The following is a 24,626-nucleotide window of genomic DNA, read 5'->3' on the forward strand; positions in this document are numbered from 1 at the left end:
ACGCAATCGTTTGCGACAATTTTCGTATATTATTTTTTAAAACATTTATTTTTCATTCTAAAGAATACGCTGAAAAGTCGGTATAAAACAATTTCTAAGTAATCAAAATGTAATATTTTTTCCCTTGACAAAAAGCAAACGGTTGCGTAAAATGAGGAGTGTATAAAATAAACCGTTTTCATTAGGAGGAAACACAAAATGAAATCATGGAAAAAAGTTGCTCTTGGTGGAGCATCTGTACTCGCCCTCGCAACCCTCGCAGCTTGCGGTTCATCAGCAAGTTCTAACAAATCATCATCTTCTAGCTCAGACAGCATTAAAGGAACAGTTCGTGTTTATGTAGATACACAACAAAAAGCAACATATACAGACGTTGCTAAAGGGTTGGCTTCAAAATATCCAGACCTTAAAGTTCAAATTATTGCCAATGCATCTGGTTCAGCAAATGCTAAAACAGATATCGCAAAAGACCCATCAAAATATGCTGATGTCTTTGCCGTTCCAAATGACCAACTTGGTGATATGGCAGATAAAGGATTTATCAGTCCAGTTGCAACTAAATTTGCTGATGAAATCAAAAATGATAACTCAAAAATTACAGTTGCAGGTGTGACATATAAAGATAAAGTTTATGCTTTTCCTAAATCCACTGAAGCTCAAGTTCTTTTTTATAACAAATCAAAATTATCAGCAGATGACGTTAAATCTTGGGATACAATGACATCAAAAGCTGTATTTGCTACTGACTTTACTAATGCTTATAACTTCTATCCTGTCTTCTTCTCAGCTGGTACACAATTATTTGGTGCTTCTGGCGAAGATGTAACTGGTACTGACGTAGCTTCTGATAAAGGCATTACTGCCATGAAATGGTTTGCTGAACAAAAAGCAAACAAAAATGTTATGCAAACATCAAATGCTTTAAACCAACTCCAATCTGGAAAAGCTGACGCTATTATTGATGGACCTTGGGATACTGCAAATATCAAAAAGATTTTAGGTGATAATTTTGCAGTTGCTCCTTATCCTACAATTACTTTAAATGGAGAACAAAAACAATTAGAAGCATTCCAAGGAATCAAAGGATTCGCAGTAAATTCAGCGACTAAAGACCAAGCAGCATCTCAAACTGTTGCTCAATATTTGACAACTAAAGCAGCTCAATTGAAACTCTTCAATTCTCAAGGAGATGTTCCAACTAATCTTGATGCACAAAAAGATGACGCTGTTAAAAATTCAGATGCCACTAAAGCTGTAATTACAATGGCAAAAGAAGGAAATTCTGTTGTAATGCCTAAACTTCCACAAATGGCAACTTTCTGGAACAACGCTGCTCCACTTATCAATGGTGCTTATACTGGATCAATTAAAGCAACTGACTATCAAGCTCAATTACAAAAATTCCAAGATTCTATCTCAAAATAAGAGCTAATCTAATGGTTATATGTGAATAAGAGGTTGGGCTCCTTCAGCCTGACCTCTTAATTTTTAAAAGGAAATATTATGACTAAAAAGAAAAAAAGAAAACAAACCGAAAGTAATGTTTCTCCTGAAGAAAAATCTATCAAAATTGGTGAAGTTTTCCAAAAAGGTGATACTGCTACAAAATTAACTTTCTTTGTGATGGGCTTGAACCAAATTAAAAATAAACAATGGGTAAAGGGATTTACTTTCTTAATTCTTGAAATTGCATTTATTGGTTGGCTTCTTTTCTCTGGACTTAGCGCTTTTTCTCTTTTGAGTAGCTTAGGCCCTAATAAAACACTTAAAGAAACAACTGACGCCAATGGTTTCCCAGTTATTATTCAGCCCGATCACTCCGTTTTAATTTTACTTTGGGGGCTCATTGCTTGTCTTGTCGTTGTCCTATTTATCTTGCTTTACTGGTTCAACTACCGCTCAAATAAGCATCTTTATTATTTAAAACGAGAGGGTAAACATATCCCAACAAATAAAGAAGAACTCGCTTCTTTACTTGACGAAAAACTTTATGCAACTTTGATGGCTGTTCCATTGATTGGTGTATTAGCTTTTACCATATTACCTACTGTATATATGATTTCAATGGCGTTCACAAACTATGACCGCCTTCATGCTACCGCTTTCTCATGGACTGGCTTTCAAGCCTTTGGCAATGTCTTGACAGGGGACTTAGCAGGAACCTTCTTCCCAGTCCTAGGCTGGACATTAGTTTGGGCAATTGTTGCAACAGCAACCACATTTCTCGGTGGTGTTTTACTCGCCTTACTTATTGAGTCAACTGGAATTAAATTTAAAGGTTTCTGGAGAACAATTTTTGTTATTGTCTTTGCAGTACCCCAATTCGTAACCTTATTGATGATGGCACAATTTTTGGACCAACAAGGAGCCTTTAACGGAATTTTGATGAATCTTCATCTGATTTCTAATCCAATAAACTTTATTGGTGCAGCTTCTGACCCAATGGTCGCACGTATTACAGTTATTTTTGTTAATATGTGGATTGGTATTCCTGTTTCAATGCTCGTATCTACCGCAATTATCCAAAATCTGCCACAAGATCAAATCGAAGCGGCAAGAATTGACGGAGCAAATAGTCTAAATATTTTCCGCTCAATCACTTTCCCTCAAATTCTCTTTGTTATGACTCCTGCATTGATTCAACAATTTATTGGAAACATCAACAACTTCAATGTTATTTATCTATTAACACAAGGTTGGCCAATGAATCCAAACTACCAAGGAGCAGGTTCAACCGATCTTCTTGTTACTTGGCTCTATAACCTCGTATTCGGTCAAACTCAGCGTTATAACGCAGCCGCTGTTCTTGGTATCTTAATTTTCATTGTTAATGCATCAATTTCATTAGTAGCATACCGTCGTACAAATGCATTTAAGGAGGGCTAATTGAAATGAAATCTTATAAAACGCAACGCCGTATCTCATTAAGTTTGAGATATATTCTACTCGCTCTCTTAGCAATTGTTTGGATTTTCCCTATTATTTGGATTGTCTTAGCCAGTCTGACTCAAAACAATACAGGGTTTGTCTCAACAATCATCCCCAAAACATTTACCTTTGAGAATTATATCCAACTTTTCCAAAATAAAAGTGGTAGTTTCCCCTTCGTTTCATGGATTATTAACACCTTTATTGTAGCCGTTATCTCTGCTACACTTTCTACATTTATTACGATTATCATGTCGTATACACTCTCCCGTTTACGTTTTGCTTTCCGTAAACCATTCTTGCAAATCGCCCTCGTTCTTGGAATGTTCCCTGGATTCATGTCAATGATTGCTCTTTATTATATTTTAAAAGCAATGAACATGTTAAACCTCGGTGGTTTGATATTGGTATATGTTGGTGGAGCTGGATTAGGTTTCTACATCGCTAAAGGCTTCTTTGACACCATCCCACGTTCAATTGATGAAGCTGCAACAATTGATGGAGCAAACAAGTGGCAAGTTTTCACGCATATCACCTTGCCTCTCTCTCGCCCAATCATTGTTTATACTGCTTTAATGGCATTCATCGCCCCATGGACAGACTTCATCTTTTCTGGAATCATTTTAGGAAATAATCAAGCTCATCCAGAAACCTTTACAATTGCTTATGGTTTATATAGCATGGTTCACTCGCAAAAAGGAGCTGCCACAGCCTTCTTCACACAATTTATTGCAGGCTGTGTTATCATTGCCATCCCAATCACAATCCTATTTGTCATCATGCAAAAATTCTACGTCAATGGAATCACAGCTGGTGCAGATAAAGGATAAAAAAGTAAATATTTCATTAACAAGATAAAAAGGGCACTGATAATAATAATTATCGGCGCCCTTTTTTATCTCTTCTTTATATTCTAATTATATTCATAAATAAAAATTTTATATGCTATAATTAAGCCGTAATGTCACCAAAATTGGAGTATATAAATTTATGAAAAAATTTTTTATTATCATCTTTGCTATTTTTTCTATTGGAATTTTAAGCAGCTGTAAAACTTCTTCTGCCTATAGAGCTACAGTTTCATCAAATATCACTCATTTTGATGAGTGTACTATCATAACAAGAGACAGCTCCACAGATCACGAATTTAAAGCTTATTTAAGCCCCGTAGAAACCACAAATTAATATGAATCTATTTTCCCTGAAACTACTTCTAATCCCTATTCTAGTTTTATCACCACTTGCCTTATTGTTAATTGAAAAATTAACTAAAAAAAAATATATTACCGCTAAAAATATCTCAGAAGACGTAATTAAGGCTGATGAGATTGAAGCTCTTGTTTTAGCTGTTCTTAGCTCATGGAATCAGTCAAAACTATATCAAAACAGTCAATTTTACAGTAAAAATTTACTAAAAAAACAGGACAAACATATTGTTCACAATGATATGTATGGAAAAAAAGAATCCATTTTTGATATTCAGATTGAAGGAATAAACAACCTACACCAATTCAAGAATAAAATTACTGTGGAAATTTCCCTTAAAGCGAAATATTCTCTATCTTTTGATGAAAATGATAGCCTTATGTACCTTGTCACCTCAAGGTCAATGTCCAGATATAATGAAATGCTAAAAGATCCCCTGCCTGATAGACAAACATATCAAAAAGACGTACAAAAGTGGGAATTTGTTATTGAAGAAAATCTCTTTAAAGTGAATAAATTCTCATCAAATCTGAAATAAAAAAAGCCCTCTTAAGAATGGCTCTTTTTATTTTAGAAAAGTGAAAGAACATCTGAATAGTGAGTAGCAATCATATAAAAACTCACAGCAGCTATTGACCAAGCCCAGACGATGTGTCCAAAAAATTCTGAAAAGTGTTCTGAAAAAGGTTGTTTCCAAGGTTGTGGTACCGTTCTAGTAATAGGCATTAACAGAATATGCCATAAAAACCAGATAATAATACCGTAAAGAGCCCCCTCGCCTAAGCTTATACCACTCCATATTTGTGATAAGACAACAAAAATAAATGAAAAAACAATTGAAAAACTGAAATGAAGAATCAAGGCAAACCAATACACTTTTTGGTCTTTAGAATACAAAAAGTAAGCATGAGTAATTTTTTGGGGAAAGCCAATTTGTTGCATAAGTTTTTGAGGAGGGTTTGTTTCATCTCGCTCTTTTGTACGAGGAGGAAGAATGGCTTCCCAACCAATTTTTACCATTCCAGAAATTAGTCCAGAAACAATACCAATCCATAAGCAAGGCAATAAAATTTCCAAAAACCAATCCAACGATATATTTTTTACCATTTCAAAATCTCCTTATAATATATAAAATAAAAACTACTCTTATTTTATAAAAAATTTATTATAAAGTGTATTGAATTGTTTACTCATTCTAAAGGAAAGATTTATTATCATTAAAGCGAAAGCCAACTTCCACGTTGACCTCTTTCAATAAATTGTTGCGACAACTGAAGATAAAACCTCACAACTTCACTAGATAATTCCTGTTTTCTAGCAAGAGGCGCTAGAGAATGTTGAAGATCGTTGATTACCTTCGGAGTATAATTTCCCTTTTCTAAATTATTCTTACTCTGCACTAAAACTTCACGTTCTTTGCTATTCAATGTTTTACTAAGAATTAAATCATAAAGTTCTTCTAAGATTTCTGCTTCACTCGCTTTTTTGACCATTTGTTCACTCCTCTAACCTTTCAGATAGCTTATTTTATAATTTTCTGATAATATAGTCAATTTCTTCCGAATCTATTTTATTTATTTCTAAATCTTTAGTCAATACTCTCTCTAGTATTTTAGTCATTTTTAAATTAGAATAGATATATAAATAGATTTTGTGTCAAAAAAATCTACCATACTTTATCAAAAAATATTCATTAACCTCTAAATAAGAAAGATGATATCAATGGATCAAAAAACTAAAATTATAAATTTCACCGCTCGTACTTTTCGTGTTTTAGTAGCAGTTGTCTTTGGATATACCATTTATGATTTATTTTTCAGAGAGTTATTAACTCGTAAAATTCATATTTTTTTATATATTGTCACATGGCTAATTTTGTCCTATCTGATTATCCCCAATATCACAAAAATCATCACAAAAATTTATCTACCGGAATATTTTATTGGAAGGTCCAGAACTTCTGATGGTGTATTAGGTGATTCGGTAAATTTATTAATTGATGGTTCAAAAGAAGATATAGAATCTGCTTTTTTAAAAATGGGTTGGACAAAATCAGATAAAATTACTTTAAGGTCCTCTCTCAAAATTATAAAATCAAGCTTATTACATCAAAGCTATCCCACTGCACCCGTTAGCTCTCTCTTTTTATTTTCTAAAAAACAAGACCTCGCCTTTGAAAAAGAAATTGCTGGAAGTCCTAAACAAAGGCATCATATCAGATTATGGGAAACTCCACAAGATTATTACCTCCCTGGGGGAGTAAAGTCTGATTGGGTCTGTGCTGCTTCCTTAGATATTGGAATTAGATTTTCTTTATTTACAGGACAAATTACTCATCGTATTGATGAGAATATAGATCAAGAAAGAAATCTTATCACAAATGAACTCATCGAGCATGGACTAGTTGAAGAAAGGAAGCTATATACTCATTTCACAAATCCTTATCGAAGTAGAAATGGTGGGGGAGATAAGATTTCTACAGATGGTTCTTTAGTTTATTTGAAATTAAGAAAAAAACCCAACAAACGATAGGTATTTAACTTACTCCCAAAATCTTTTATATTGACATATCGTATTTTTTCGATATAATAGATTTATGGAAAATGTGGAAACTTTTAAAACCCTATCAAATGAATATCGATTGAAGATTCTTACTTTACTCAAAGAACCAAAAAAACATTTCTACAACGAAACTAAAGTAGATGAAGTTGAAACGGGTGTTTGTGTAGGTGAAATCCAAAAATTACTGAACTTAACTCAGTCTACTACTTCTCATTATTTATCTATGTTAGAAAAAGACAATTTATTAATTGCTACTCGCATTGGTAAATGGACCTATTATCGTCGAAATGAGGAGATGATTTCCGATTTTAAAAATTTCATATTAGAAGAGTTATAATTAACTTTCTTTTTACTTCTTCATATCGACATTTCTCGAATTATAGTTTTAATAATCTACTTTCCAAATATAATAATAACAGGATAAAAATATGCCAAATCAACTAACTGATCATGTTACCTTACGCCATGGGGCAACTTTAAACAACCGTATTGTAATGTCTCCAATGCAAACTCATTCTGGTTTAAAAGGTGGTTTCGCTTCTGATGATACTATTCAATATTACTCTGCCCGTTCACAAGCGGCAGGTATGTTAATTACAGAATTCCATTATGTAAGTGAAAATGGTGGACCAGCATATGTGCCAGGATATCCTGAACAATTAGGAGCTTATTCTGACGCTCATCTTGAAGGACTACGAAAAACTGCACAGGCTCTAAAAAAAGATGGAAATAAAGCTATTCTTCAAATTCATCATGCTGGGCGAGCCGCTGTAGGACGTCATGTTAATGGATTAGATGTGGTGGCTCCTTCTGCTATCGATTTTTCTTTCTTAGATTACCCTGTTCGTGAACTCACACTAACAGAGATTGATGATATTATTCTTGATTTTGGTAAAGCCACAAAACGGGCAATTGATGCCGGCTTTGACGGTGTTGAAATTCATGGTGCCAATCATTATTTAATTCAACAATTTTTCTCAAAACTTTCTAATCTTCGCACAGATAAATGGGGTGGTTCACTGGAAAATCGAATGGCCTTTCCGCTAGCTGTTGTTAAAGAAGTAAAAGCAATCGTTGATGAATATGCTCCTAAAGACTTTATCATTGGTTACCGTATTTCTCCTGAAGAACTTCATGGAAAAAATGTTGGCTATGATTATAAAGAAGCTCTCTCACTTATCTCTGAAGTAATTAAATATGAACTTGATTATATCCATCTTTCATTATGGGCAGGATACAATTCTAAACCTGAAAATAGCGAAAAATCTTATGCTGAACTTTTTAGAGAAATCTTAGATGATAAAACAAAACTTCTTATTGTCGGTGGTATTTTTGGGGAGGATACAGCGACTGATGCGATTGAAAACTATGCTGATTTAATTGCTGTTGCTCGTGGAACTTTGATTGACCCTAACTTTGCTAAAAAAGTTACTGAAGGAAAAGGGGACACAATTCTTTATAAGATTAGTCCGGAAACAGTTGAGTATTCTCACTTAACTCCTGGATTACTTGAAGCCTTTAGCCGTGAAGATTCTCTTGGCTTACCACCTTTACCCGGAGGCGAATCAATCAGGACTTTGCATACAGGAAAGTACGATATATAATTATTTCCTCACAGAAATTTCTGTGGGGATTTTTAAATATCTAGTAGCAATTTTTTTACTTCCTTTGTTTACAATTTTTGGAAGATAACATCAAAAACACTGAATCCTCCGGTATTTTTGAATTACAATTAACTTTTTGTTAGAATAGAGGACATAAGAAAGGAGTATTATTATGTTCTCATTAAGAAAACCAATTGCTTCTCTAAAAGAAATTATTCTCAAAAGCATTTGGTTCGGATTTATTTCAGGTATGATTTCTGGAATGGTTAAAATTGGTTGGGAAGCAATTCTTCCGCCACGAACTATTGCTCGTAATTTAACCAACCCTCCACAACATATGATGGAACAGTTTGGTGTGCCATCTTCTCTCACCCACTCATACATTTTATATTCTCAAGATCAAAAAGTATTTTGGTTCTCTTTGATTCTTCACTTTAGTTTTTCAATTTTCTTTGCTGCATTATTTATTTTTATAGCGCAATACTGGAAAGCTATCACTTTATGGCAAGGGGCTGCTTATGGTATTGTAATATGGATTATCTGGCATATTATCTTAATGCCAGCTATGGGAACAGTTCCTGCTCCTTGGAACCAACCTTTCGACGAACACTTTTCTGAGTTCTTTGGACATATTGTTTGGGCCTGGGCCATTGCAGCGTGCGCCTACTACTTAATAGCTAAAGATAAAAAAGGGCACTTAGAAAATATTTAATATAGTAGAAGGATTATTCCTTCTTTTTTATTTTTTTCAGTTCTTTTTCGAAAAAATATTGCCCTGTTTATCTCTAAAAGGATTGGATTAACAGATATTTTATCAAAATATCATAAACCTGATTTTAAATTTCAATCTAAGGGCAAATACTTTATTACCTATTAATTTTCTCGTATATTGCAAATACTTTGTTTTTGTGTTAAACTGAACTTGGAATTTCGTTGTGATTGTTATAGTCCCTTTCGTTAAAAAAAGAAAGGAGAATGTATTATGATGACATACACTAACAAAAATAAATTTTTTGAGTATAGTATTCAACTTGATACTTCAAAAAATGTGTTTCGAGCTTTTTTGGCTAACGAACCTCAAATTTTTGGTATTGGTAATACAATTGAAGAAGCAACACACAATTTAGAAAAAATAGTATAGGAGAATAAGTCAATGGATGAACATCCCTCACCGTAAAAGTATCTACTTTAGGATATAGAGTAGGTGCTTTTTTTGTTGTCAAATTTTTTCAAATACCCTTTTAAGCTACCTATTTTTATCCACTGTTTATATTCCTTAAAAATTGTTTTATTCATGTTATACTTATTTAAATAGCTTTATTAGGCTTGTCAATCTATCTAAATTTTGGAGGTTTCTCTTTTGAAAAAACTTTTTACCGCACCTATGAGCAAATCAGCAGTTCCTCTATCACTGATTTTACTATTAGCTGGGTTTTTAGCATTATCTTTTGGGCTGCCAGTTATTGCTCCTTTTTCCTTAGCTATTGCTGGCTTTATCAGCCTTTACATTCTTTTTGGGAAAAAGGGAATTTCTTACACTTTTTCTAAACCTCAAAAAATAGTGAGTACTTATTTTGCTGGACTTATAGGTGCTTATATTTTTGCTGGAGTTGGCATTCTAATTACTAAAATACTATTAGGAAATTCTCCAAATTCTAATCCAGTAGCAGATGGAATGACTCTTTTTGGACTTCTTAAGACAATTCCTATGCTTTTAGGGGAAGAGTTAATTACTATAATTTTACTTATAATTATCGCAAACTTATTAGGTGGAACACGCAAAGCCTTAATTGTTGGGTTTATCATATCCACTTTAATATTCGGATTTCTACATTTACCTACTTACGACTGGAATTTTGCCCAAGTTATTTTTATTATTGCAGCCGCGAGAATTCCCTTTACTCTTGCCTCTTTAAGGAGCGACTCCTTGTATGCAGGTTTACTTATTCATATTACCTATGATTGGATTATTTTTATCCTTGTAATCCTATCACATCACTAATTCATTCTGTTATTGCCCTTCTAATTACTTAATAAAACCATTTGAAGTCTTAATATTAGGCAGAGGACCAGTAGTTGTATTACCGCTTGTCCCAATATATGTATTTCCATTCGTTGAAGTATCTTCTTGGGCTTCAGCTTCTGGATTCTGGACAGTATAGTCACTTTGATAAAGATAGTCACCATTTGTATGGAAGGAATATCCCTTGTTATCAGTCTCATTTTTACGATCTAATTCGAGAGAGACTCTTAATTTATGACTGACAAATTTGATACTATCTTTATAGAGTTCTACCATACTTCTTCCTTGGTTACTAAAAGTTCTCCAATCAAAAGTTAATTGTTGTTTAGAGTAATTACTAAAAGTTAAAGCATTAGAAATAAGCTCTTTAAGATCTTTTGGTGTGATATCAGTCTGAATATTATCATCTAAAGAATCAATAATAGAATATAAATTAGTGAAAGAAGTCATTGATTTTAACTTTTCCTCAACTGCTGAAATTACCTTTTGTTGCCTGAAACCTCTCATAATATCTGTATCTATATGTCGTTCTCTAGCATACGAAAGAGCCTTGGCACCATCTAAGTGTTGCTTACCTGAATTAAATTTTATAGACTCATTACCACTTTCATCAGTACCCATAAAGGACTTTTCAACATCAATATCAATTCCACCTATAGCATCAATAAACTTAATGAATGAATTGAAATTAAAAACACAATAATGATCAATAGGAATATTAAAAGTTTTTTCAACCGTGTTAACTGAAGCCGAAGGTCCTCCATAAGTATAGGCTGCTTCTATCCGTTGCATACCTTTGTATGATTTTGAATCAATTTGAACAAAACTATCGCGAGGGATACTACAAAAAGTTGTCGTTTTTGTTTTTTTGTTAATTGTAATAATCATCATCGCATCCGTTCGCGTCGTTCCCAAATTTCTCTCTTGAGTATTATCTAAACCCATGATCAAAAATGACTCTGTATCTTTATGTTTCTCAGATTTATAGTTGTTATCAACTTTATGATAACCTTTCTCTAATATATTATTTAAGCGATGATTGGCCATCGCGATATACCCGAATACTCCAACTCCTATTATTATTACTAGAGATACGATAAATCCGGCTATTTTTTTTATTTTATTATTTCTTTTTCTCCTATGTGGAATCATATTAATTTTTCTTCCTTTCTTTTACCTACTAAAAATTTTTATTAACCTTAATTTCTGTCATGACTACCATTTCATTAGTAATTTCTTCAACAATACTTGAGATACTACTTATAGTTCTTTGATTTCTTGGGATATCAATATTGTAAACTTTCGCAATCCTCCCCGGATTTGAATCTAACAATATAATCCTATCAGACATTTGCACTGCTTGTTCTATATCGTGCGTAATCATTACAATTGATTTTGTGACAATTTGTTGACTTAACCACATACTTATAAGTTGATCTGACAGCTGTTTGGATGTTACAACATCTAAAGCAGAAAAAGGTTCATCAAGTAATAACAATGTAGGTTCTGCGGCTAAAGCTCTAGCAAATCCTACTCTTTGTTTCATTCCGCCAGAAATTTCTCTTGGATATGATTTTTCATTACCCTCTAGCCCAATCATTTTTATTAGGTTTTTTACTCTATCATTAATTTCATTTTTAGACATTTTCAAATTATTATCTATGCCAAACGAAACATTTTTATAAACATTTAACCATGGAAATAGAGCAAAATTCTGAAAAACCATACTAATGTTTGGATCCGGTTCTTTGATCTTTTTTCCTTCAAAGATGATTTCTCCATGACTTGGATGAACAAGACCAGCTAAACTTCTCAATAATGTCGATTTTCCTGCTCCTGATTGTCCAATAAGACTTACAAATTCCCCTTCCTTTACGGTAAAGTTTATATCTTTCAGAACTTGTATATATTTCTTTGATCTTTCTACTCCATAATCTTTGCAGAGTGAAGTGACTTTTATTAAATTTTTCTTTTCCATTCTTATTTCCTCCCTTTTTAATAATGGAATTTTTCTCTAGCATATTTGTAAAGTGGTTGCCAAACGAATATAATACACAATCCTACTACAGCACACATCGCCAAGGTACCAAGTGCTGATTTATCCTTAATCCCATCATTCACAGCAATATATTGCCCTAAACCGGTAACATTTATTGTTTCCTTACCCCACTGCAGGCTTTCCGCTGCTATATCTGCATTCCATGCTGCTCCCGCCGCATTTATGATAGCTGTTATCAAGTATGGAAACATTGATGGAATGAGATAGCGAGTCCACCACTTAAACTTGGATAATGGGAAAATTTTTGTGACTTCTTTTATATCATCTGGTATTGCTAAATACCCAGCAATAACATTGAAAAAGTAATACCATTGACAACCAACCATGATTAGCGGCAAAATCCACCACTCAAGTTGCTTATACCCTAAACTAATAAAAATTACTATGAATGGAGTATATACGTTTGAAGGAATTGACCCAATAACTTGTCCAATTGGTTGGATAAAGCTTAAGCGTATTTTGTTACTTGCAACCCACACCCCGAGAGGTGTAAAAATCGCTGCTGCTATAAGCATTGCTAATACTACCCTCAATGTAGTTAAAATCATTAAGTGAGGGATCATTGAAAAATCTTCATGGGGTAGGAATCTATAAAGTTTAATAGCAGAGATAACAACCGCATATCCTAACAGGATATACCAAATAATTGAAATATATTTTTTTACTTTCCCTAGATATTTAAAAATAAGATTTATCCTAAGAATATACCAAGCTCTAGGTAACTTAAAAATCCAGAAATCTTTTATTTTTTGAATCCATTTCACTAATATTTTTCCAAAATTAGATGGTTTTACTAAATTGTATACAATTGATTTTGGAGGATTACCTTGAGTTGTTCCTTCATCATAACGATAATAATAAGTAGCTTTAACCAAAGGTTGAAAAACTAAGAAATTTAGTATGACGACATTAATAATTAAAGCAATAACAGCGAAACCACAAGCTTTAAAGTCTGCACGATCTAATGCAACTTGAATATAAGAGCCAATTCCTGGCAAAATTAAAGTTTCAGACTTAGGGATTGCGACGGTAACCTGTTCACTTGCAACAATAGCAAACCATGCTGCTGACTGAGATATGACAAGATTCCATAATAGGCCCGGAATTGAATATACAAATTCAAGACGCCAAAATTTTTCCCAAGCATTATATCGAAATTGTGATGTTACTTCTTTCAAATCTTTGGGAACTACTTCCATTATTTGGTAAAGTGACAACATGATGTTCCATGCTTGTCCAGTAAATACTGCAAAAATGGCAAGCGCTTCAGCTCCCATTACATTACCTGGATATAATCCAAGTAAAAATGCAGTAGTAAATGTCATGAACCCTAATAAAGGAACTGATTCTAAGAAATTGACCATCGGCAAAATAATTCTTCTTGCAGTTTTAAACTTAACTGCCAATACACCACAAATAACAGAGAATAAAATTGACCACATCATTCCCACAATCATGCGAAACATTGTTCGCATTGAAAAATAAGCAAGGTTTCCAATAGATAAAAAATCGTGCATTTTCTTGACATCATCCACTGAACTTTGAGACGGTAACGATGAAAGGGGTTGGTTAATTGTTATTTGCGTCACAATAAGAATAAATGCAAACAAACAAATAATACCAATTAAAATAAAATCACCCATAATAGATTTTACTTTTGGTTGTTTTGTATCAAGATATTTTCTTCTTGACATAAAAAGCCTCCTTTTCATATAAAGGGAGGCTCTCAAAATCAATAGATTATTAGTCTATTTAATCACGACATTTGAGTTTTGGCTTTCTGAGACGTAAGAAATGATATTTCTAGTTATCTTGGAAAAGCCTTGATTCGACTAGTCCTGCTTTACCCATTATTGTCTCTCGACAGTTTTGAGCGATAACCTATGTTCTTCAGAGTAACCTCACCTAATATGATTAGTTTTTATTTACTACAAAAAAAGTATAGCACTAGCTATACTTTTTGTCAAATTAAAATGGGCATCCTATGTAAATTTCTTTTTATTTCAAATTTGAAATAAATTATTTTGAAAAAAATTTTAAAATTAAATCGGGGACAATCCGTGTTCCTGCTCCAGTTTTGACAAAGTTTTCCACATTTTCAAGTGAAGTAATCGTGGCTTGTTTACCAGTATTTTCGACAAAAGCGACAGCTGCTGCCACTTTTGGTTTCATAGAACCTGGCGCAAAATAACCTTCTTCTAGATATTGATGCATTTCGCTAACTGGTACTATTCCTAGAGCTTTTTGATTGGGTTTACCAAAATTTAAAAAGACATCACCGACAGAGGTAAAAATAACTAGTTCATCAGCATCAACAAGTTCTGCTAATTTTGCTGCCGAAAAATCTTTATCAATTACCGCTTCGACTCCTTGATATCCCTTATTTTTTTCAATAACAGGAATCCCTCCGCCACCAGATACCGTGACCAAAGCTGATGATTCTAACAATGGTTTAATTGCGTTAGCCTCAACAATTTTGAGAGGTAAAGGTGAAGGAACTACTCTTCGGTAACCTCGTCCAGAATCCTCAATCAATTTCCAATCTGGATATTGAGTCTGAATATTTTTAGCCTCTTCTTGGCTATAAAAGGGCCCAATAGGTTTTGTCGGATTTTTAAAAGCCTCATCATTAGCATCTACTACTGTCCTTGTCACTACAGAAACAAAAGGAACTTCAGACATTCCATTATTCGCAAGAGCCTCTGTAAAAGCTTGGGCCATCCAATAACCAATTTGTCCTTGAGTCATAGCAACAGCTGTATCAAGTGGCATTGCCGGATTTTTAACTGAATTACTTTCAAGTTGTTGCAAAAGCAAATTACCAACTTGAGGTCCATTTCCATGAATGATAACCATTTCAACATCATTGTCTTTTATTAAAGGCATCAATTGTTCGGCAGTCTTATTAAGTGCCATAGATTGTGCTTGCGCTGTAGGGTCGCTAGTTAAAATAGCATTCCCCCCTAGAGCAACTACAATACGTTTTGCCATCTTCTGTTAAATCCTCTCTACACCTTATTTGGCTTTAGGCTGTTGTTGAGTAATACAATGGATATTTCCTCCACCATAAACTACTTCAACAGTGTTTACACCAACTATTTCACGGTCTGGAAACATCTCTTGAACTTGTTTTAATGCTAGAGCATCATTTTCATCACCATATTGTGGTACGATAACTCCTTTGTTTGTAATTAAAAAGTTCATATAAGAAGCAATACAAATATCTCCATCTTCACGTGGCATGGTTCCTTCAACTGTATCAATTCTAAATTGTTTTTTAATCGTTACATTTTTAGCTGGACAAGTCAATTTATGAACTTTAAGTTGGCGTCCTTTAGCATCTTTCATTTGGCTCAAGCGTTTATAGGCATCTTGGGCAGCTTCATAAAAAGGTGATTTCTCATCATCAGTATAAATACATGCAACTTCCCCTGGTGCTACGAAGCAAGCAACATCGTCTACGTGACCATTTGTTTCTTCTGGGTCAATTCCATCCCCAAGCCAAAGAATTTTTTCAGCATTCAGATGTTCTTTAAGTTTATTTTCAATGTGCTCTTTGCTCATGTGAGGATTGCGTCCTTCAGACAAAAGGCACATCTCAGTGGTCAAAACTGTTCCTTGACCGTCAACATGGAATGAACCTCCTTCAAGAACAAAGTCATCGGTCCGATAAGAGTCAACACGTTCTAATTCACAAACTTTTTGTGCCACTAGATCATCTTGGTCCCAAGGAAAATATAGACCATCAACAAGTCCACCCCAAGCATTAAAAGTCCAATCATTTGCTCGAAGTTCACCCTTATCATTAATAACAAAACTTGGCCCACAGTCACGGACCCAAGAATCGTTGTTAGAGACTTCAAGCACACGTACATCAGCGGGTAATTGATAACGAGCATTTTGATATTGCGCTTGTGAAACTAACATTGTTACTGGTGTAAATCTACTGATTGCTTTAGCGACATTAGTAAAGGCAACCTGAACAGGTTTCGCTCCATCACGCCAGTTATCTGGACGTTCGGGCCAAATCATAAAAATTTGATCTTGAGCTTCAAATTCACCAGGCATCCGAAAACCATCTTCTTTTGGTGTTGTACCAATAATACGTTTTGCCATTTTTTCTCTCCTATTTTTTTATTTTTTTAAATTTAATAATTAATTCACCAATCACAATAAAAATAATTGCGCCAATTGTAATCGGTAATTGTTCTATCAATGATGCCTTATCATATTGTAAGGGGATGGCTGTAAAAATTAGTGATATGATAATAATAATCATTGGTAAGGCCATGTATCCTTTCAAGATTCCGTCACTACCACTCACTCTAAATGGACGTGGAGTGTCAGGGTCAATCTTACGTAATTTATAAAATGCGGGGAAAACCGGAATATAACTCAATAAAAATAGAACCAAATTTAATGAGAAGAATGACCAGAACAAATCTTGATTGGGTAATAAAGGCGCAATCACTACAATAAGTGTAGCTACAATCCCATTCATCAAAGCTGCACCCCAAGAAATTCCATTAGAAGCACGTCTTTTCGAAAAGAATTTAGGCATGTCACCATTATCAGCGGCATAACTAGCAATATTATTAACTCCTTGCGACCAAGAAACCATATTACCCACTAAAGTCAGCATAAACAAGAAAGCAATTAAACTAATGAACCAACCTGTTGGTGTACCTAGCATCACTTGGAAACTATCTACTAATCCCGAACTTGTTGATAATTTATCGGTTGGAATGGCAACACCGATTCCAAAGGCCGAAAACATATAAATCGCTGCAATTACAATACCACCAATGATGATTGATTGTGGGATTTGTTTCTTAGGATTTTCCATACTGTCAGCAAAAGTACAAATGACTTCAAACCCCAGTAAGTTAAAAATGATTACTGAGATAAATGATAGACTATGCAAATCAAAACTTGGAAGTAATGATGCTAAAGTATAATGGTTTGCTACTCCCTTAGTCAAAGCTGAATAAACTCCTAAGGCTCCTAATGCTAATGCTAAGAATACCTTAATTACCGCGCCGCCATTTAAAATCCAAACGCTATCACTTACTGGATATAAACTAATCAAAACAATAACCCAGATGAAAATTAATTCAATTAATAGCGAAATACCTGTGTTTAATTGAAAACCAAATATTGTATGCAATAAATCAGGACAAAGTACAGCAAGTGAAGCCATCCATAATGGGAAGTTTACCCAATAAAACCATGAAGCACGCGCTCCCCAACGATGTCCAAAGGCTTTTGTAATCCAATCATAAAGTCCTCCTTCACCAGTATAAGTTGTTCCGAGTTCAGATGTAATTAGACCATAAGGTAAGAGAAAAGCAATGATGAGAACAATCCACCAAAAGAACTGCGAGTTACCAATAGCAGCAACCGGTGCTGCTGCTTCGGCAACAAAAACAACACAAATGACAGAAAGAATAGCACTAAAGAGACTAAATTTTTTCTTTCCATTTTCCATAAATGATACACTTTCTTATTTGGCTAAGTAAGCCTCTAACTCAGCCTTAGCTTTCGCTTGTGCTTTCAAATCATAAGGATTTTTTTCAGCATAATCAGACATCAACCAAACAAGGAGGGCACGAATTGAAGTCAAGCGATTTTCGGCTTCGTCAAAACAAATTGAGTTTGGACCATCGATAACCGCATCAACAACTTCTTCCCCTCTTGAAGCTGGAAGACAATGCATAAATTTTGTATGTACTCCCGCTTTTGCCATCATCTCAGGTGTCACTTGATATTTAGGGAAGAAAATTGCTAGACGTTCTTCTTCTGATAGTTCTGCATCATACAAACCGTACCAAACATCTGTATAAAGGAAATCTGCACCGACAATTGATTCTTCATCGTCTGTTACTTCATAGGTACCACCAGAAACCTCACAATTTGCAGCTAATTTTGCTTGATGTTCTTCATTAAGTTGGTAGCCTTTAGGTCCAAAATGAACAAAGTGCATTCCCATTTTAGTTGCGATTAGACCTAATGAGAAACAAACTTGAGTCGCATCCCCGACAAAGACAACTTTACAATCTTCTAATTTTTTACCGGCTGGTAAATGTTCAATCATTGTAGTCAAATCACCGACTTCTTGTGTTGGGTGATTATAGTCTGACATCCCATTAAGAACTGGAATTGTTGTATGTTTTGCAAGGTTATTAACTGATTCATGACGATCAACACGTGCCATGATGACATCAAGCAATCTAGAAAGAACTGTGCTTGTATCTTCTATTGTTTCATGACCACCGAGTTGAATTTGACCAGGTGCTAAATATTCTGCATGGCCTCCTAATTGAGTCATAGCTGTTTCAAAGGAAACACGAGTACGAGTTGATGTTTGTTGGAAAATCATTCCTAATGATTTGTTTTTAAGAAGTGGTGGATAGTAGCCATTTTTAATCGCTGCTTTGATTTTTAAGCCTAGTGTTACAATATCAAGAATTTCTTCTTTAGTGTAATCTTCTGTTGTGATGAAATCACGTTTGTTTGTTGTTACCATTTCTTTATTCCTCCTGAATAAAATAGTTATTTGACTCCCCTCTTGGGAACGTTTTCAGTATATCAAGAGCAAAAATATAAAACAATCAACTCTAGGATTTAATCTTTTATAAAAGCCGAAAACCCTTTGATAGCAAAGGGTTGAGTAAAAAGGTTTAGGAAGGTTTAGAACTATTTTAACCGCTTTCTTAATCAAAATAAAAATAAACTCCATTAAAAATGGAGTTTTAGGATTATTGAGTAAGCTCTGATTTTTCAAACGCTTCCCAGACTTCGCAAACTTCTGAACGTTTTTCAACTTGTAGTTTTATAAAAATATTGTGAGTGTGGGTTTTGACTGTTCCTAGAGAAAGATATAATTGATTGGCTATTTCTTGATTGTGTTTACGTTGAAGGAGAAGTTCAAGAATTTCTCCTTCCCGTTGAGTGATTCCATATTTATCCATAAATCTCTCAAAGTAATATTCATCTTTTTCAAAATTACTTACAGAATCATTAGTCTCATTTTTTTCATTTCTGATATCAATGACAGCTACTTCTTCGTTGCCTTTTTGATAATTGGTTAGAAAAAATTTAATGGCAATAAGGCAAAGTGCAATATGAAAAATGTCTTCTGAAACATTTCTATTATGGATTTTAAGCATATTTGTATGATAAATATCTCTATAATAAATAATAAAGGTATCTTCCACTACTATAGCTAATCCCAAAGTTATTGCTAGGATCCCAATTAATTTCGTATATTTTCCTAAACTGCTTTTAGGAATCATTTTTCGATTATGGCTTAATAAATAAATTCCAAGATAGACCGTTAGTAACTGACTTGGAAAATAATAGAGCCAGACCTTTAGTGCTGAATTTGCCATAAAAGGAACAACAATAAGCCATAAAGCAAAAGCAATATAAATACCATATTGATAAGTTTTTATTTTTTCTTCAAATAATTCGGTCACTAATTTTAAGGCAATACCAAAAGTTGCCAAGTAGTAAATTGTTTCAATAATGGGATTAACCATAAATTGCCGATTATAGTCATTGGCAAATATTTGAAAAGTTTCGGACATGGTCACTATTAAACCATTTAAAATAAGGAGCAAAAAATAAAGACTTACCAATAAATAATTCTTTTTTCGTTCTTTTAGATACAAACTTAGAGAAAGTGACATCAAGATTGTGTATAAAATTGTCAAAAAAGTAGTATAAATATAATTAAACATCATTGGATTAGACCTACTTATCTTATTATCATACTCATATCATATCATAAAAATACAAATTTATAATTTATTTATAAGGCATTAATCTATAACTAAGGAGAGAAAATTGTCATTATTTTTCTCATATGAATATTTAAAATTAAAAATTACTAACAAAACTGTTAGTAATTTTCTTTTTACTGACCAAGAAGTTCTTGAGCTTTCGCTTTATATTTTGTCATATCAATTGAGAGTCCTAAACCACCATACATATCATAAGCATTCTCCCAGTCATTATTAGCCGGAATAGTTGTTGACTTTATGCCATTTTTCATATCTAGAAGAGCTGTAATTCCTTTAGTTAAGAAAAATGAATTTGGAATATTCGTCATTGTAACTGCTCTTGTTGTTCCCAAGGCACTTGAAGCAGTAAACAATGAGAGCGGATTTTTCATTTTAGACATTACTGTTTCTAAAACTTGTTGTTGACGTTTTACTCGTCCATAATCTCCCTCGTCATCATGACGGAATCGGGCATAATTCAAGAGCATTCGTCCATCCATTTTCTGAGTCCCTGGTTTAATCATCATGAATGTCCCACCACCATCAGGATAACCTAAAGCGGCTGCTTCTTCAGCTGTCAAGTCTTTGTCACTTGAAACTTTTCCTTCAGTTGCAGCTAAATCATCAGGAACAGGTACCGCAGCAAGATTCTCACCATTCACAGTCGAAAATTTTGCATCAATTTTTAGGCCAGTTGGGAACAATGAATCAATAATCGTTGCAAAACTTGAAAAATCAACGACTGCATAATATTGACAGTTAATGCCAAAGTTATTTTTCAATGTCTCACTCATCAAATTCACACCCTGTTTATTGTATTGTTCTCCAATTGTAAAGGCAGAATTTATTTTTGAATCTGGTGTATTACTTGAGCCGACATCAGGAATATTGACAAGGGTATCACGCATAAAGCTCACGATTTGTATTTGATGATTCTTACCATTAACATGTAAAACCATAATAGTATCAGTATGAGCAACTCCTGATGATTGCCATGGTCTTTGGTCTGCTCCTAACAAAAGAATATTTACAGAACCGTCCGTATTTTTTAAACTTGTGAACTTTTCTTGTTTAGCGACGCTTCCCTCATGTTTAACGCCCCTTTGATATCCATATACAAAGAAACCAATCATGACGGCAATAATCAAAACAATAATTGTTAATATTGTTCTTAACCAATGACGTTTTTTCTTCTTGCCAGATTTAGCTTTTTTAGAAGATTTGTTTTCTTTTTTTAATGATTTATTTCTGTTGTTTTCCTGATTTGAAAAACTTTCTCGCGTATTTCTTCGACTAGCATTCCTACCGTTAGAAGAGGAAGTACTTTTTTGAATGCTTTCTGGTTCGTAATCGGAATATTCATATTCTGGCTCGACGTATTCTTCAAATTCCTCGAAATTTTCGGGTTCAGATTGATTTCCAGCTTTTTTTAGTTCATTGAGTAAGTCATAGTACTCTTGACGCTCTCGGATTGTGAGATAATTGATGTTATGTCTCAAATATTCTAAGCGTTTATACTTTTTTTCATTCATTGTTATATTATTATATCAAAGTTTGATAATTCCTGCAAAATCTTACCAATCTTTAGACTATCTAATAATTAAAAAGAACTCATTTACATGAGTTCTTTAGCCTTATCTTCAATAAATTGAACAATTTCATTAATTGTTTTTCCAGTACTATCAAGTAATATTGCATCTTCTGCTTGTTTCAAAGGAGAAATTGCTCTTGTGCTATCTTTTCGGTCTCTTTCCGAAATTTCAATTTTCAAACGCTCAAGATCGGTTGGAATTCCTTTAGACAGATTTTCTTTATAACGTCTTTCAGCTCGTTCATCAACTGAAGCAACAAGGAAAATTTTCAAATCTGCCTTTGGCAAAACAACTGTTCCAATATCACGTCCATCCATGATAATTCCACCGTTTTTAGCAATTCTTTGTTGTTCTGCAACCATGAATTCACGAATTTCGGTCATAGCTGATATTTTAGAAACGGCATTTGTTACTTCATTCGTTCTAATCACTTCTGTAACATTTTCAGAGCCCATTAAAACTTCTTGACCTTTTTGACCATTCATAAAAGAAATTGGATTTCTTTTAATAAATTCAATGATTTCTTTTGCATCATTTGTTTCATTTTGCAAGGAAACAAAAGTAGCTACTCGATACATAGCACCCGTGTCCAAATAAATTAAGTCAAGATTTCGTGCAATAATTTTAGCAACTGTTGATTTTCCACTTGACGCTGGACCGTCAATTGCAATTTGAATCTTTTTCATAGAATCTCTTTATTTACCTTATTTCCTATTTTAGTTCAATTTTTACTGACAGAATTATGTAAAAAGGCCTGTCAGTGATTTTTTTATTTTAATTTTAAAACTTGTCCAGCATGGATAGCTGATCCATCAGCATTATATCCATCAGCTGTAATTCCATTCAAACTAGCAATCGTTGCCCAGGGAATCCCTGTCTTAGCTGCAATTGTACTTGGATAATCTCCGGTAGCAATTGTATAAGTTGTTCCAGACTCAGCGCTACTGCTAGATGAAGAGGCAACTGTACTGCTACTAGCAGGGGGAGTCGCTTCTGTTGAAGAAGAGGCCGCGGCTTGACTGGTTGATTCTTCGGTTTTAGCTACTGATGAAGATTGATGAAAACTTTTTGCGATACTAGCTGTATTTCGTACTTGATTATTCCATAAAATAAAACCAATAGCTAGCCCAACAAGAATAAACATGAGGATAACGAGAAAAGTCAAAAAACGCGTCGTCAACGGGCGCTTACTTTCATCCTTGCCTCTATCATGTCTTTTCATTTCAGTCGATTCTTCTTTCATCGCACGATAAATTTCATTATTCCAGGGTTCTTTTGTTGACACGACCTTTTCCTTTCAATTTTACTATTTTTTTATTATCATTTCCTATATGAAGATAAAAATAATTCCCGATAAATGTATCGCATGTGGTTTATGTAATCTCCATGCGCCAAAAGTGTTTGATTATCACGATAATGGAATCGTTAAATTTTATGATACGGATAAAGTTCAAAAAGAATTTTCTGATGATAGTTCACTTCTTTTAGCTATAAAATCCTGTCCTACAGGAGCACTTAAAATCGAGAGAGATTAGTGTATTATTTTATCAACTACTATTCTACCATAAGTTTTTCAATTCCTGTCATTTTTCAAAAAGATTTATCTTACTTTGATAATCTTTTTTTATTTACGACCCAAAAAACGCTTTATAAAGCTATCTATACAAATTATTTATAAAGGGTTTCCATTCCTTAAAAAACAAGTGTAATATTTTTATGAAAACATTTGCAAATATTGATTTGAAGTAGTATAATAACTAAGTAATAATTTTTATTATAATCTTATATAGGAGGTTACTCACATTGAGTATCGGAATTGTTATTGCGAGCCATGGTGAATTCGCCGCAGGCATCAAACAATCTGGTTCTATGATTTTCGGAGAGCAAGAAAAAGTACAAGTTGTTACTTTTATGCCTAGCGAAGGACCAACTGATTTGCATGCTAAAATCGAAGCTGCCATCGCAACATTTGATGCTGAAGATGAAGTACTTGTCCTTGCTGACTTATGGAGCGGTTCTCCATTTAATCAAGCAAGTGCAGTGATGGGTGAAAATCCAGAGCGCAAGATTGCTATCATCACAGGCCTCAACCTGCCTATGCTTATCCAAGCCTACACAGAACGCATGATGGATGCGTCTGCCGGGGTGGATAAAGTCGTAGCAAATATTATGAAAGAAGCCAAAGGCGGTATTAAAGTACTACCTGAAGAACTTCAACCTGCTGAAGAAACTGCTGTTGCAGCTGCTCCGGCTGCTGTTCAAGGTGCGATTCCTGAAGGAACAGTCATCGGTGATGGTAAAATTAAAATTAACCTCGCTCGTATTGACTCACGTTTGCTTCACGGACAAGTTGCAACTGCTTGGACTCCAGACTCAAGAGCAAACCGCATCATCGTCGTTTCTGACACCGTTTCTAAAGATGAACTTCGTAAGAAACTCATTGAACAAGCGGCTCCAACTGGTGTAAAAGCTAACGTTATACCAATTAAGAAAATGATTGAAGTTGCTAAAGACCCACGTTTTGGTGACACTAAAGCCCTTCTTCTTTTCGAAACTCCACAAGACGCTCTTGCAACAATCGAAGGTGGCGTACCAATTGAAACATTGAACGTTGGTTCTATGGCTCACTCAACTGGTAAAACAATGCTCAACAAAGTTCTTTCTATGGACAAAGATGACGTTGCTACTTTTGAAAAATTGCGTGACCTCGGAGTTAAATTCGACGTACGTAAAGTTCCAGCTGACTCTAAATCTGACCTCTTTGGTTTGATTAACAAAGCTGACGTACAATAATCAGAATATGCTCGTCTGATATTCTGATTACTAAAATTGAATATTAGGCAGCCAAATAATTAAGGAGATATAAAA

26 protein-coding genes and 1 riboswitch are annotated in these 24,626 nt (G+C 34.1%); of the genes, 13 read left to right on the forward strand and 13 right to left on the reverse strand.

Features of this window, described 5'->3' with window-relative positions:
• The first annotated feature begins 198 nt into the window (after nt 1-198).
• From QJV49_RS03380 to QJV49_RS03400, 5 genes are all read left to right on the forward strand, one after another.
• Complete coding sequence (locus tag QJV49_RS03380) at nt 199-1,425, forward strand: extracellular solute-binding protein (RefSeq protein WP_029344227.1); 1,227 nt, start codon at nt 199-201, stop codon at nt 1,423-1,425.
• 78 nt (nt 1,426-1,503) lie between these two features.
• The gene (locus tag QJV49_RS03385) at nt 1,504-2,886 is read left to right on the forward strand and encodes a carbohydrate ABC transporter permease (protein WP_225512002.1); all 1,383 of its coding nucleotides are present in this window, start codon (nt 1,504-1,506) and stop codon (nt 2,884-2,886) included.
• 5 nt (nt 2,887-2,891) lie between these two features.
• Nucleotides 2,892-3,758 carry a sugar ABC transporter permease gene (locus tag QJV49_RS03390; RefSeq protein WP_015426871.1) on the forward strand — a complete coding sequence of 289 codons (867 nt, stop codon included), beginning with the start codon at nt 2,892-2,894 and terminating at the stop codon, nt 3,756-3,758.
• A 160-nt stretch (nt 3,759-3,918) separates the two neighbouring features.
• Nucleotides 3,919-4,113 (forward strand): hypothetical protein, encoded by a 195-nt coding sequence (locus QJV49_RS03395; RefSeq protein WP_058210766.1) that lies wholly within the window; start codon nt 3,919-3,921, stop codon nt 4,111-4,113.
• Between the two features lies 1 nt (nt 4,114).
• Nucleotides 4,115-4,672 carry a hypothetical protein gene (locus QJV49_RS03400; protein WP_225512001.1) on the forward strand — a complete coding sequence of 186 codons (558 nt, stop codon included), beginning with the start codon at nt 4,115-4,117 and terminating at the stop codon, nt 4,670-4,672.
• 32 nt (nt 4,673-4,704) lie between these two features.
• Here the strand turns inward: QJV49_RS03400 and QJV49_RS03405 are convergent, their stop codons facing one another.
• Both QJV49_RS03405 and QJV49_RS03410 read right to left on the reverse strand, forming a co-directional pair.
• On the reverse strand, nt 4,705-5,241 hold the full coding sequence (locus QJV49_RS03405; RefSeq protein WP_195229180.1) for a YagU family protein: 537 nt from the start codon (nt 5,239-5,241) through the stop codon (nt 4,705-4,707).
• Between the two features lie 110 nt (nt 5,242-5,351).
• Nucleotides 5,352-5,627, reverse strand: coding sequence for a bacteriocin immunity protein (locus QJV49_RS03410; RefSeq protein ID WP_012898279.1), 276 nt, complete (start codon nt 5,625-5,627; stop codon nt 5,352-5,354).
• A gap of 220 nt (nt 5,628-5,847) precedes the next feature.
• Here QJV49_RS03410 and QJV49_RS03415 point away from each other — a divergent pair, with 220 nt between their 5' ends.
• The 6 genes from QJV49_RS03415 to QJV49_RS03440 all read left to right on the forward strand — a co-directional run bounded on the left by QJV49_RS03415 (nt 5,848) and on the right by QJV49_RS03440 (nt 10,302).
• Nucleotides 5,848-6,666: an LssY C-terminal domain-containing protein gene (locus QJV49_RS03415; RefSeq protein ID WP_309568392.1), complete on the forward strand. Its 819-nt coding sequence runs from the start codon at nt 5,848-5,850 to the stop codon at nt 6,664-6,666.
• 64 nt (nt 6,667-6,730) lie between these two features.
• Nucleotides 6,731-7,033: a helix-turn-helix transcriptional regulator gene (locus QJV49_RS03420; RefSeq protein WP_003130388.1), complete on the forward strand. Its 303-nt coding sequence runs from the start codon at nt 6,731-6,733 to the stop codon at nt 7,031-7,033.
• 91 nt (nt 7,034-7,124) lie between these two features.
• A complete protein-coding gene (locus tag QJV49_RS03425) occupies nt 7,125-8,300 on the forward strand; it encodes an NADH-dependent flavin oxidoreductase (RefSeq protein ID WP_225511999.1) in 1,176 nt (391 codons plus the stop codon).
• A 172-nt stretch (nt 8,301-8,472) separates the two neighbouring features.
• Nucleotides 8,473-9,012: a DUF1440 domain-containing protein gene (locus QJV49_RS03430; RefSeq protein WP_017864865.1), complete on the forward strand. Its 540-nt coding sequence runs from the start codon at nt 8,473-8,475 to the stop codon at nt 9,010-9,012.
• A 270-nt stretch (nt 9,013-9,282) separates the two neighbouring features.
• Entirely contained in the window at nt 9,283-9,441 is a 159-nt protein-coding gene (locus QJV49_RS03435; protein WP_225511998.1) for a hypothetical protein, read from the forward strand.
• A gap of 219 nt (nt 9,442-9,660) precedes the next feature.
• Nucleotides 9,661-10,302, forward strand: a complete 642-nt coding sequence (locus tag QJV49_RS03440; RefSeq protein ID WP_225511997.1) for a type II CAAX prenyl endopeptidase Rce1 family protein — start codon at nt 9,661-9,663, stop codon at nt 10,300-10,302.
• Between the two features lie 24 nt (nt 10,303-10,326).
• Here the strand turns inward: QJV49_RS03440 and QJV49_RS03445 are convergent, their stop codons facing one another.
• From QJV49_RS03445 to QJV49_RS03495, 11 genes are all read right to left on the reverse strand, one after another.
• On the reverse strand, nt 10,327-11,475 hold the full coding sequence (locus QJV49_RS03445; protein WP_225511996.1) for an LCP family protein: 1,149 nt from the start codon (nt 11,473-11,475) through the stop codon (nt 10,327-10,329).
• 28 nt (nt 11,476-11,503) lie between these two features.
• Nucleotides 11,504-12,301: an ABC transporter ATP-binding protein gene (locus tag QJV49_RS03450; protein WP_225511995.1), complete on the reverse strand. Its 798-nt coding sequence runs from the start codon at nt 12,299-12,301 to the stop codon at nt 11,504-11,506.
• A 17-nt stretch (nt 12,302-12,318) separates the two neighbouring features.
• Complete coding sequence (locus QJV49_RS03455) at nt 12,319-14,076, reverse strand: ABC transporter permease subunit (protein WP_225511994.1); 1,758 nt, start codon at nt 14,074-14,076, stop codon at nt 12,319-12,321.
• Between the two features lie 56 nt (nt 14,077-14,132).
• A riboswitch (M-box (ykoK) riboswitch) is annotated at nt 14,133-14,302 on the reverse strand.
• 99 nt (nt 14,303-14,401) lie between these two features.
• Nucleotides 14,402-15,373 carry a carbamate kinase gene (gene arcC / locus QJV49_RS03460; protein ID WP_225511993.1) on the reverse strand — a complete coding sequence of 324 codons (972 nt, stop codon included), beginning with the start codon at nt 15,371-15,373 and terminating at the stop codon, nt 14,402-14,404.
• A gap of 24 nt (nt 15,374-15,397) precedes the next feature.
• Nucleotides 15,398-16,498 carry an agmatine deiminase gene (gene aguA / locus QJV49_RS03465; protein WP_225511992.1) on the reverse strand — a complete coding sequence of 367 codons (1,101 nt, stop codon included), beginning with the start codon at nt 16,496-16,498 and terminating at the stop codon, nt 15,398-15,400.
• Nucleotides 16,499-16,508: 10 nt separating this feature from the next.
• A complete protein-coding gene (locus QJV49_RS03470; protein WP_225511991.1) occupies nt 16,509-17,870 on the reverse strand; it encodes an APC family permease in 1,362 nt (453 codons plus the stop codon).
• A gap of 15 nt (nt 17,871-17,885) precedes the next feature.
• Entirely contained in the window at nt 17,886-18,908 is a 1,023-nt protein-coding gene (gene ptcA / locus QJV49_RS03475) for a putrescine carbamoyltransferase (protein WP_225511990.1), read from the reverse strand.
• A 232-nt stretch (nt 18,909-19,140) separates the two neighbouring features.
• Entirely contained in the window at nt 19,141-19,971 is an 831-nt protein-coding gene (locus QJV49_RS03480) for a LuxR C-terminal-related transcriptional regulator (protein ID WP_281449160.1), read from the reverse strand.
• A 329-nt stretch (nt 19,972-20,300) separates the two neighbouring features.
• The gene (locus QJV49_RS03485) at nt 20,301-21,704 is read right to left on the reverse strand and encodes an LCP family protein (protein WP_225512110.1); all 1,404 of its coding nucleotides are present in this window, start codon (nt 21,702-21,704) and stop codon (nt 20,301-20,303) included.
• Between the two features lie 77 nt (nt 21,705-21,781).
• Nucleotides 21,782-22,444, reverse strand: a complete 663-nt coding sequence (gene cmk, locus QJV49_RS03490; RefSeq protein ID WP_225511988.1) for a (d)CMP kinase — start codon at nt 22,442-22,444, stop codon at nt 21,782-21,784.
• An 83-nt stretch (nt 22,445-22,527) separates the two neighbouring features.
• Entirely contained in the window at nt 22,528-23,043 is a 516-nt protein-coding gene (locus tag QJV49_RS03495) for an SAG1386/EF1546 family surface-associated protein (protein ID WP_225511987.1), read from the reverse strand.
• A 46-nt stretch (nt 23,044-23,089) separates the two neighbouring features.
• On the opposite strand from QJV49_RS03495, the gene QJV49_RS03500 reads away from it, so the two are divergent.
• The gene (locus QJV49_RS03500; protein ID WP_225511986.1) at nt 23,090-23,293 is read left to right on the forward strand and encodes a ferredoxin; all 204 of its coding nucleotides are present in this window, start codon (nt 23,090-23,092) and stop codon (nt 23,291-23,293) included.
• Nucleotides 23,294-23,561: 268 nt separating this feature from the next.
• On the forward strand, nt 23,562-24,551 hold the full coding sequence (locus QJV49_RS03505; RefSeq protein WP_003130898.1) for a PTS sugar transporter subunit IIB: 990 nt from the start codon (nt 23,562-23,564) through the stop codon (nt 24,549-24,551).
• Nucleotides 24,552-24,626: the final 75 nt, after the last annotated feature.

It is taken from the genome of Lactococcus sp. NH2-7C (assembly GCF_029953655.1).
In the GTDB taxonomy this organism is placed as follows: domain Bacteria; phylum Bacillota; class Bacilli; order Lactobacillales; family Streptococcaceae; genus Lactococcus; species Lactococcus lactis.